Here is a 647-nt window from a genome sequence, read left to right as displayed (position 1 = left end):
TGCCGCTGCTCACCGGCGACCAGCTCCGCCGGGAGACGGTACGAAGACAGCAGCGCGCCGAGCCGGAGGGCGGCACGAACCGCCGCCGTATCGACGCCGCCGTGGCACGGCTGAGCGGCGGCCGCCCGCACACCGTGATCCGCCTGGCCGAAGCCGCGGCCGCCTTCCGCATGCCGCCGGACGCCAACGACCGGGACATCCTGGACGCCCCGTTGCGGCTCCCCGGTGACGGCACTCTCGAACGCCCCGTCGCGGACGTGCTCCTGCGGGAGCTGATCCTCGACCAGTTACCGGTACGGCTCCCGACCGAGCACCACGCCCACTGGCTCGACCTCCTCACCCACCTGTCGGTGGCACACGACACGGAGTGCGCGGACGTCCTGCTCCGCCACCACCAGCAGGGCCACCTCCACCACCTGACCGCGCATCACGTCTCCCGGCTCCTCACCGACACCGGATGGCCGAGCTGCGAACGCCACTTCATAGGCGACTTCGGCCTCCGCCAGCTGCTGGTGCACCGGCTGTACGGACTGTCCCCCGACGGCGCCGCCTGGCACGCCGACCACCACCTCCTGCGCGACCACTACGCGCGACGCGCGGCGGGGGAGGCGGGGGACCGCGACGCGCGGCGGGGGAGGCGGGGGACC

Annotated in this window: 1 pseudogene; it reads left to right on the top strand. The window is 74.0% G+C overall.

The features are described 5' to 3' along the window. A pseudogene (locus tag CA983_RS44705) lies at positions 1-647 on the top strand (hypothetical protein); the annotation flags it as partial.

Origin of the sequence: Streptomyces swartbergensis (assembly GCF_002148965.1) — a bacterium.
GTDB classification, from domain to species: Bacteria; Actinomycetota; Actinomycetes; order Streptomycetales; family Streptomycetaceae; genus Streptomyces; species Streptomyces swartbergensis.
Note: the sequence above shows the minus strand (reverse complement) of the source record. Positions and strands in the feature narration are given on the sequence as shown.